9 protein-coding genes and 1 pseudogene are annotated in these 9,515 nt (G+C 43.5%); 2 read left to right on the top strand and 8 right to left on the bottom strand.

What is annotated here, in order from left to right; translation table 11 throughout:
- Positions 1–45: 45 nt before the first annotated feature.
- The 6 genes and pseudogenes from RMO52_RS09650 to RMO52_RS09630 all read right to left on the bottom strand — a co-directional run bounded on the left by RMO52_RS09650 (position 46) and on the right by RMO52_RS09630 (position 4,382).
- Positions 46–525, bottom strand: a complete 480-nt coding sequence (locus RMO52_RS09650) for an HAD family hydrolase (RefSeq protein WP_310413394.1) — start codon at positions 523–525, stop codon at positions 46–48.
- 153 nt (positions 526–678) lie between these two features.
- On the bottom strand, positions 679–1,347 hold the full coding sequence (locus RMO52_RS09645) for an SDR family oxidoreductase (RefSeq protein WP_310413392.1): 669 nt from the start codon (positions 1,345–1,347) through the stop codon (positions 679–681).
- Between the two features lie 117 nt (positions 1,348–1,464).
- Positions 1,465–2,847, bottom strand: a pseudogene (locus RMO52_RS09640) (DUF2235 domain-containing protein).
- Between the two features lie 31 nt (positions 2,848–2,878).
- A complete protein-coding gene (locus RMO52_RS24670) occupies positions 2,879–3,007 on the bottom strand; it encodes a phospholipase effector Tle1 domain-containing protein (RefSeq protein ID WP_396134935.1) in 129 nt (42 codons plus the stop codon).
- A 386-nt stretch (positions 3,008–3,393) separates the two neighbouring features.
- The gene (locus RMO52_RS09635) at positions 3,394–4,119 is read right to left on the bottom strand and encodes a CHAP domain-containing protein (RefSeq protein ID WP_310413389.1); all 726 of its coding nucleotides are present in this window, start codon (positions 4,117–4,119) and stop codon (positions 3,394–3,396) included.
- Positions 4,120–4,214: 95 nt separating this feature from the next.
- Entirely contained in the window at positions 4,215–4,382 is a 168-nt protein-coding gene (locus tag RMO52_RS09630) for a hypothetical protein (protein WP_310413386.1), read from the bottom strand.
- Between the two features lie 395 nt (positions 4,383–4,777).
- Here RMO52_RS09630 and RMO52_RS09625 point away from each other — a divergent pair, with 395 nt between their 5' ends.
- Positions 4,778–5,887, top strand: coding sequence for an XRE family transcriptional regulator (locus tag RMO52_RS09625; RefSeq protein ID WP_309744520.1), 1,110 nt, complete (start codon positions 4,778–4,780; stop codon positions 5,885–5,887).
- 371 nt (positions 5,888–6,258) lie between these two features.
- Here RMO52_RS09625 and RMO52_RS09620 read toward each other — a convergent pair whose 3' ends face one another.
- Positions 6,259–6,678 carry a hypothetical protein gene (locus RMO52_RS09620; RefSeq protein ID WP_309744523.1) on the bottom strand — a complete coding sequence of 140 codons (420 nt, stop codon included), beginning with the start codon at positions 6,676–6,678 and terminating at the stop codon, positions 6,259–6,261.
- Between the two features lie 620 nt (positions 6,679–7,298).
- Entirely contained in the window at positions 7,299–8,492 is a 1,194-nt protein-coding gene (locus RMO52_RS09615) for a GIY-YIG nuclease family protein (RefSeq protein WP_310413383.1), read from the bottom strand.
- A 631-nt stretch (positions 8,493–9,123) separates the two neighbouring features.
- On the opposite strand from RMO52_RS09615, the gene RMO52_RS09610 reads away from it, so the two are divergent.
- On the top strand, positions 9,124–9,515 hold a 392-nt coding region (locus tag RMO52_RS09610; RefSeq protein WP_310413380.1), incomplete at its 3' end, for a transposase.

Raw genomic sequence — 9,515 nt, 5'->3', positions numbered from 1 at the left:
GTTGGATCGAGATAGACAGTGGCACTGCCAGCCCGTCGCCCAGCTTCAAGATCGAATACATAATCTCCCACCATCACCGAGCGATCGTTTGATGCGCTCCAACAAGGGTAGCAATTGCCAAATCCCGTCTGGACTTGGCTTGGGCGGGCAACAATGGCGACTAAGGATCGATTCTGCTGGAAAGAATTCAGCTAATCCGCAAGCGGCTAGGGTTGCCTGGGCATTGAGTTTACTATTCCGAGTCAGGATACCGATCCGATCCCCCCGCGAGCGCAATTTAGTCAGGAGTTCTCTGGCACCGACTTGTGCCGTGGCTCGGTGGGCGATATCTAGTTCCAAAGCGTCAAGCTGTTGGTGTAACTGGGCGGCTTGGGCGGTAGGCAGCTCGTTAAGAGCTTCGAGGATGGATCGATCTATCGGTAGCCCTAGAATGCGCTTGATGCCGTCGAAGTCGTGGATACTGATGGTCAGCGTCCCGTCCAGATCGAAAATCCAACAGTCACGTCGCTCGAAGGAAACAGACATCAGGCATAAAGGTCGAGACAATGCTTTCAGCTTACACCAACGAATGTCTCAAAGGGAGTTGCTACCGCCCGCGCTAAATTGACGCAGGTGATTCGGTAAAGCAGACACAGTGTGAATAGGGGAAACAGAAAATGCTCATCCTCCAGGAGGCATTTACACCATAAACTCTTGATACGCTGTCGTGCCGTAGACCATGTTTTTATCGAATGCCGATAATACCTGCTTTTGAGCCGCGTCCGATGCCAGACAACGACATACCAAAGCCGCCACGTCCGCTCGTGTAATGCTGCCAGCCACATGGGTATCCAATGTCAACACCCCATTGCCCGTGGCTGGCTCCGACTTCAAACCACCAGGACGGATGATCGTGTAATTCAAGCCACTATCCATCAGGTATTGCTCGGCCTTTTCCTTATCAGCTAGCACGGGTGCCAAAGCCGCATAGGCAGTGGCAGGAATGGCATCTTTAGTATCACCCGCACCGATGGAGGAAACTAGAATAAACCGACTGACTCCATTTTTCACCGCCGCATCAATCAACTGTTTATTACCGAGGAAATCTGCCCGCTGTCCATCCTGGGGCATTCCGCCGATCGTACTGACGACCGCACTAATCTGAACGTTCATGGCATTGGTAACATCGGTCGGATTGAGGGCATCACCCACCACTGTTTCCACGTTCAGAGCCTGGAGATCGGCTTGGGCGGCAGGATCTCGAATCAAGGCTAACACAGGCACATTTTGGGTTGCCAAAATGCGGGCAATTTGATGGCCAACGCCACGGCTAGCACCAGCCAGAAAAATTGAGCCGGAGGTTGTCATAAATTTATGGATGAGTAATAGCTCTAATCCAAATCCTAGCACTCACATTCCACTGTTGGAGCGATTGCTTTCTGGAATGTTAAGATCTTAAGAGCTAGTTACAATTTAGATGGACTTTTAATTCGTCCGCTCGATCGTCGCAAATATCCAGCCCTGATTGTTTTGATAGAACCCAGGTGCGTCATTCGCATAGGCAATTAATTCACCACTAGTAATAGCAGTAAATTCTACTCTTAGATCGGAGCCAATTCGATATTTTTCACCTTCAATTTCAACTATCAGTTCCATCCATTCCGCTTCAGCTACTCGACTTATACCTTTAGAAAGCTGATAAAACTTGCCTAATGCAAATGGGATCTTTTGAGTTTCCAGCCCCTCAATGCTCCACTCGCCATCGTCATCAGACTTGACAATCTTCCAGCCTGCTGCCGATGAGGATATTTGGGCATCTTGCCAAACTTGCAGGGGGCTAACATTAATAGTATAAGTAGCACCTTCTTCAATTTGAATGGCAGTGTGATTTTCAGGCTCTTTAGCCTGCACTGCAAATCGAACGTTTTGACCAACTGTTAAAGCTCCGGCATGAAGTGGGGGTGACTCACCTAATTCAGATGCGAATGGTGTGAGAGATTTAGGACGATACCAAGCGCACTCCTGCCACCGCTGCCGAACCGATGGATGAAAATTACTGTGAGCTGGAATCGCTCGATCGTTTGGGGTGTATGGAAAAGCCAGTTCGTTGGAGCAGAAAATTGTTGTGTCGATGCCAACTCCATCTTCAATGCTACTGCGGTTGTCGAAGCTCAGTCCCAAATCCAATGCTTCTACTTCCGCCATCATCCATAACAGAGCAGCATTAGACAAAGGACTATTAGCTTTGGTGCCACCACCTATACAACCATGTCCGCCTGGAAACCATACTTGCTCCACCCGATCGGCCAAACCATCTGCTGGAATCATATCGGTAAAATCAAACTCTTGGCGATTTTCATCAATCGAGAGCGCGTGGCGAGCATGAAGGACTTTACTGCTCAATTTTGTATTGTGAAACTGATATTTCCGATTGAGAATTCGATCGAGGGGCAACCACGGAATCCGATCGGGAATTCCTAGCGCACCGACAGTATCCCAGCAGCCCAAAAAGGTAATTTCGACCTCCTCATGATAGCCATCTCGATACCGATCGTGTAAATCCTGGCGAAATTCCATCAACTCGTCAGTTTCTCTAAGCTTGATGTTTTGACGTTCGATCTCGGATTTATCTGAAAATTTGACTTTGGCATTTTGATAAGCTTTATAAGCGATGGGAATTTGACGAATACCCGCTCGCGGTAATATCCCTGCGGCACGAATCAGCCCCACTAGACTTCTGACTGTATAAGCACCACGACTAAAGCCAAACAAATAAATTCGATCGCCATCGGCATAATTTCAACAAAGGAACCGATAGGCTTCTTGAATATTTTTATCGATGCCCCATCCCAATGCTCCACCAAAAATTTTGTCAGCTTCATCTCCCGTGCCTACACCTTCACCGTAAAATAACAGATTTTCTGTAGATAGCCGGAATAGCCTGAACCAGCTTGGCTACATTGGTTGGATAAGGACTATCAATTTTTTGCCAGGTGCCGTCGCAGCAAACAATCAATCGCTTGTTCATAAAACTTTATGGGTGATAAAACTTATTCGGTTTGTCGATGGACTTAAATCTTAGAAGCTGGGTTCGCTTAGTTTAACAATTCTGGAGCGAACCCGTCATTAATCCTATGTTTGGGAACCTAAAGGTAAAGTTGCGTAGACTTTCGCTTCCCAAGCAACGATTGGTATAGTTTTTCCTTTGTGACTCCAAGCAGATTAAATCTACTAGTTTTAATTAAAGTATGAATTGTAACTAAAAGTTCTTCTCTGATTGTGGACATATTGGATCTCTCTTGTTATGGTACTTTGCTTGTGTTAGAAATTACATTAGTTTCTCAACTGAATTGGGAGTAAGAGCCTCTAATTAGTCTTACCCCTCCCAATCGAGCGAACATATTTAGAAATTAACTAAATTGCTGTCCAAGCAGCTTGCCATGACAGCACATCGAGTTCTCCACTAACTTTAAAGCCCAGCTTTTGCTGAAACTCTTCCAACACTTTTTTAGAACGCCTACCGAAAACTCCGTCTGCGCCAATAGTGCCAAAGTCATAGCCACGAGCTATCATTCTTTTTTGCCAGACTTTAATATCTTCGCTAGTTGTAAGAGAAGATAAATTGGTTCCGTTCAATAGAGGTAAAGGCTCTGCGATCGGGTTTATATAGGTAGGACGACCAAATCCCATCACAGTGAAATCGAGCGGTCGTATTTGATAGCGAACTTCCCCTCCATTGGATTTATCATCTGGCGGATTATTACCATCGATCGTAATAATTTGACCTTTTTTTGTTTTAGCAATGAAGAAAGCAACATGATTAGCTGCACCTGGAATGAGATCGGTTTCATTTTGCCAATCAAAAAAAACGATGTCTCCAGGCAATGGATCTTTAAACCATCGTTTTTGCTCTTGAAACCATTTTGCTCCATTAGGAGTGTAGTGAAATCCTTTCTCTGTCTCGATGTACGTCTGTAATCCTGCACCGGATAGGCAGTAAGAAACGAACATAGCACACCAGGACTGACCATTAAGGTCGTGTCCGTACCAGTCGCCATACTTGACGATGTTGCTATTACCTAGTTCTTTTACGCCTAGCTCTTGTTGAGCGATCTGCAAGACTTGATTGATATTTGTCATGTGTTTGATTACCTAATTTGCTTTTGAGTCTCGAATAGGAGGAGAGCGATAGCGGAAACTACTCTCCCCTCGCTTTAACCGACCAAGCTTAGTGCCTAGTCTTCTTTCCGAACTCCCTTGAATGGATCGCCATCTTGCTTGCCATCAAGAAATCTCCCTGTGACGGTATCGCGCTTCGTCCAAGTGTCTGTGACTGGGTTGTACGTTTGACTGCGTTGGTCTACGGCACCTTTGCGATAACCTTTCCCTGTATTCTTAGCCATTTAGCTTAGATATAATCTAACATTCTGCTGAAGCTTTTTCTTCAAACAGACTATTTAAATGTTAAGTGCGATCTAACATCATGTCAATAGCTTGTGTGGATTTTGGTAGGATTTTGTTAACAAGATTGCCGATCGGGTGCCTGAAGTGGGGCATAATAGTCTTACCCACGCGTAGCCAGTCTCGAAAAGACGTGGAAGCGAGTGGGTAATTATAAAAACATTGAAATTTCTATCCTCACAGAGGTTCTCTATCGCGGGTTATGAGTTAGCACCTCTGAACGCGAGACAGTTCAAAGCAAGGACACCGAACAACTGAGATCGTCAATCGACCAAGATCGCCATTCGGGACGAAATCTAACATTATCTTCATTTAAAATTTTATTTTTTAGCTACAAATGTCAAATCAGATTCGAGCTTACCGAGATCAGCTTGGATTTAAGCAGGAGGACTTGGGCGAACAGGCTGGCGTAACTCGTCAGACAATCGCAGCGTGGGAGAATGGAGAAAGGGAGCCTAGCTTAGTTCAATTGAGCAGTATTGCTAGGATCATGGGAGTAGCAGTCGAGCTACTTCAAGGCTTAGAGTTGACAGACTCTAGAGATCCAAATTCTTTTTTTTCATCCTTACTCTTCCGAGCAGATGAACCTTCTGCATTAACTCCGACGATCAAACAGCATCTCATCCAAAAAGTTGCTGACTATGCCAATTTAGAGAAGCTGCTTGGGGAAGTACCCGCGTCTCCAGCTAGATTCCCTTTGGATGTTTATGATTCTGAGGCGATCGAAGACTATTCTAAAGAGGTACGCAATTGGCTAGGATTGGGCGAATCAGCACCTGTTGGCGATTCTTTGTCGCTTCTAGAAAGCAAAGGATTAAAAGTTTTACCCTACCCCCTTCCTGCCAAAATTTCAGGGTTTTCCGCCTGTGAGGAGGATTGGGGTTGTCTTATTGTCGTTAATAGTACTGATGTAGCCGAACGCCAATTCTTCACTTCGTTGCATGAACTTGCCCACTTAATTTTTCATCATAAAGAATATCGACAGCCACCAGAACGTACTAAATCTTCAGATCCCCGTGAGAAGGCAGCTAACCATTTAGCTGGAGCTATTTTGCTGCCAAAAAATGTCATTCATAGAGAAATGCGTGCTTATCGGGATCGCTGGATACCAGATCCTCTGTTAATCGATATCAAGCGACGATATGGGGTGAGTTTAAGAACCATTCTGATTAGAGCCGAACAAGCTGGTATTATTACCAAACAGCAAAGCGGTACACAAATGGGCGTTCTTAATAAGAAATGTGGTGGTAAGGATAAGGATCTTCCTAATTCTGAGATTCCCATGCCACAAAGACTGACTCGTCTGGAGCGGTTGACATATACTGCACTCTTGAAAGAAGGATTACTGACAAATTCTCGTGCTGCTGAAATTTTGGGCAAACAAACTTTAGAAGTGTCTCAGGAATTGCAAACTTGGAAACAAAGTGATGTTGAGGTTAGTGATTGATTCCTCTTCTAGATGCAGATGCACTGATATCGTTATCGCAATCTGATGGGAAACTGCTATTGTTGACTTCATCCGAAGTCCTCGATCTGGTAGTTTCAGAGTGTCACAACCCAAAATATTGTAATGCCCACCAATTTATTGAACGATCGAGTTTATCAGTTATTGTAGCCGATCCATCTTGGTTGCGAGAAGCTAGCTGCTATCGATCGCCAAGCTTGAGTTTTCATGATATCTTAAACCTACATTACGCAAGCTTTTGTCAACGAACGCTCGTAACTAATTCTAAATGTTTAATGTCTGTTTGTAATGACAAAAATATTAAAACAATATCTTATCACGAGTTTTTGGAAAAATTTGCTTTGAATTAAATATTACGTTATGGGCACATGAAATAAACTTACTGAGAAGTAAGATAGTCGTGAGAGTAAACTATTCTCAGATTCGATCGATTGAAATTTCTCATTCAACCAGACCAAATACTCCTGGCACTTTCCATCACCAGCCAGCATTCTATCAATTTCTTGTTTGATTTCTCGCAAATGAGAACTAGCGTTAGGGAGCATTCCCAATACCAAAAAGAATACTTCCCGCCAGCGTCGATCGCTAACCTTCTCAACTAATTTTAGAAACAATCGATCGCCCTGAACTGCAAAACTATCTACAATCCACTTCGCCGTAAAATACTCATGAAAAGTGAGATGGGAAAAAGAGAAAATCTCCTTGGCACGTTCGATTAATAAACCATGTTGCGTCATAATCGATCGCAGCACCAATTCGCTATCTAGCTGCAAAGCTTCTTCATCTGTCGCCGCGCCTGGTATGTTGCGAACATAGTCGGTAATATGACGTTCTACCGTGCTTTTTTAAAGAAATACTCACCTCGATCGAATGTGTCAAAGGCTACTTGGCTCAATAAATCTTCCTTTCTTTTGAGCGACAGTTCTTTATACACTTGATGTCGATCGATATCGCGTTTGGCAGTATCAGATCGTCGGGGGATTGGCTCAAGCGGCAGGGATTACCTCCGGTAGGCAAGCCAACGACCGAGTGGTGAGTCCGCATAAGATTCGACACTCTAGTATTACGGCACTGCTGGATCTTAATGGTGGGGATGTGCGATCGTCGTTAAGACGACGCGCAAGCTTCGGCTCAGGCACATTCCAGACATAAGAACTTGGCTACGCTGATTCGTTATGATGATGGGCGACAGCAGTTGCAGGGTAAAGCGGCGAAAACGCTGGCTGATGCGATTTTGGAGCGGGATGTAGATTAGAGGATGGGGATTGTATTTCTACAAATCAAGCTAGGGGTACTTCTTGCCGATCCCTTTTTTTAGTACACCAATCTCAATCGATTTGGGACAAGTTTTGGGCAAAAATGCTGTTTGCTGCCGTACTAAAAAAAGGTTGTCTCAAGAAGCATGTTGAGTATCCTTTTCACTTGATGCCGCCTTCACCTTTTGCACGGTAGCAGGCGATACCCCAACTGCAACAGCAGTTGCTCGAATCGACAAACCTTGTGCTAAGGCATTCAGAATCGCTACAGACGAGGGTTTTGCTAGAAAATTATCATCGGTTGTCTTACTACCGCTTGGTCTACCAACATGACCGCCCCATTGTTTCGCTCGTTCCATGCCAACTTTAATAGCCTTGCGACGCTGCTGCGATCGTTCCACTGCTTCAATTTTGCATTCGACCTGCGATGGTAATCTATTTAATAGATCGCGCTCGACGCTGGATATCTCCTTTACTTCGATTCGTCTGAGTTCGCGCAAAACCGATTTACTCAGCTTGTCATCGAACTTAAAATATTCACTATGCGTGCCGATGTGATAAAGATATCGTTCGTATTTATAGATAAAATATCTCTCCAGATTACTACGATGTAGCCAAGTACCTAATATTTCGATCGATACCGTTTCAAAGTGACCTTTGAGATCTGAATTTATTTCTATAATCCTCTCCGGTACAGTGCGCCCAGTCACGCCAATTTTATAGAATTCTTCGCCATCTACGGTAACTTTTAAATAATAAAGATGGTTGGCTAATGCCGATCTAATCCGGTCGCGATAAATCTTTAAATCGATAAGGACATCGGAATAATCGACCGATTCTTCCTCATAAGCCAATCGGACGCGCATTTCGAGATCGCTAAGTTTGCCATACATTAGCGGCTCTTGGACTTGGGCAAATAAATTCATCGATAGTTTACGACAAATAACTTTTCCTAATTTGGTTAGCTCCCAACCTCCATAACTGCCTTTGTGAGGATTGTAGACGATCGTGTCTTTGGCTTCGAGTAAAAATCTATATTTTGAATCTACACCTTTTTTTTCAAATTGAAGTAGGGCTGCATACTCTTTGGGTGTTAAATGTAAATTAAACCTGTCAAATAAGGGAAGCTCGACATCCCTACCTGCTGATACCGCCCGACAAGTTGTATCAGTATGGGCAAAGTGGTGGGCTTTAACTTCACCCTTTTTGGAAGTTAAATTTCCTTGACAATATGGACATTTTAGATCGGTTTTACCTCGACGCACTCGATTGACGGATATGAGGTTTCCGTCTGGATCGATACCGTATTCTAGCCACTGCCACATTCTCATCTCTAGTTTTACCTACCTTTGGAGTAATGTGCGAACTATTTATGTCCGTGTTGACTATGGATCTTTCTCATTTTACCGCGATTGCTTGCGGCAACTAAGGAGATCGCAATCATTTAGTACGATCGCAGCGGTTTCGAGATAGTACAATTGCGGCTTGTAAATACAATAGTAGTTGATGACTACTTTATAAAAATAATCTGAGTCAGTTCGCAATAATTAAATATTGGACATTTTGCACTTACACGATCGATAATTGCAATCTCTTCTTATCGATAGATATAAAAGGAGTAAGTTGTAATTACAAATCTATCTATTTGCAGATGTATTTATCGATCGCATGGTTGATATTTTCGGTGAAATTTAAAACTTATAAATTAAAACTATAATCTGTTTAAATTAACAAATTATTCAGTATATTTCCTTACAAGATCCTCACAGTCTTAGCCTAATATCTGTATTTACTACTTGCTGTTGTTGAAATATTAAATATCTAATTGAGATCTTATTAACGATCGAAAAGCCGTTACAATCGTTTCGTTCACGAAGTGTGGGCTTTGCCCAATCGTCGAATAGCAATTTAATAGCGTCACCACCAAATCTTACAAATTTAATATCCTTCGCAATAATTACCATGAGTAATATGATTAGCAGCCCTACAAAAGAACTTGATGAAAATTCAGAAGCGGCAGATTTGTATACCGATGTGGATACTCGACATTACATCAGCACATCCAAAGTTGAAACCCTCGCCAAACTCTATCTAGACAGCGAACCTGCTCAAATTGATGATGCAACGCTGGTGGAGCTATGCGATTGGCTTTGGGGTGAATTTCAATCTACCCCACTCAACCTTGAATTCTCATGGTATGAACGTTATCAGAATGCTGCTGAGATGTTTGCCGATATCAAGCAAAGTCATCTGTGGGTGTCTGCTGAAAATTATGATACTAGCCTGGGTATCAATCCGATTTATAACTTCATCCTCTATGCAGTGCATAACCACGACCACTATCGCACTCATAG

This window comes from Chamaesiphon sp. OTE_8_metabat_110 (genome assembly GCF_031382685.1).
Classification (GTDB): Bacteria; Cyanobacteriota; Cyanobacteriia; order Cyanobacteriales; family Chamaesiphonaceae; genus Chamaesiphon.
The sequence above is the reverse complement of the archived record's forward strand: the minus strand, read 5'-3'. Positions and strand labels throughout refer to the sequence as shown.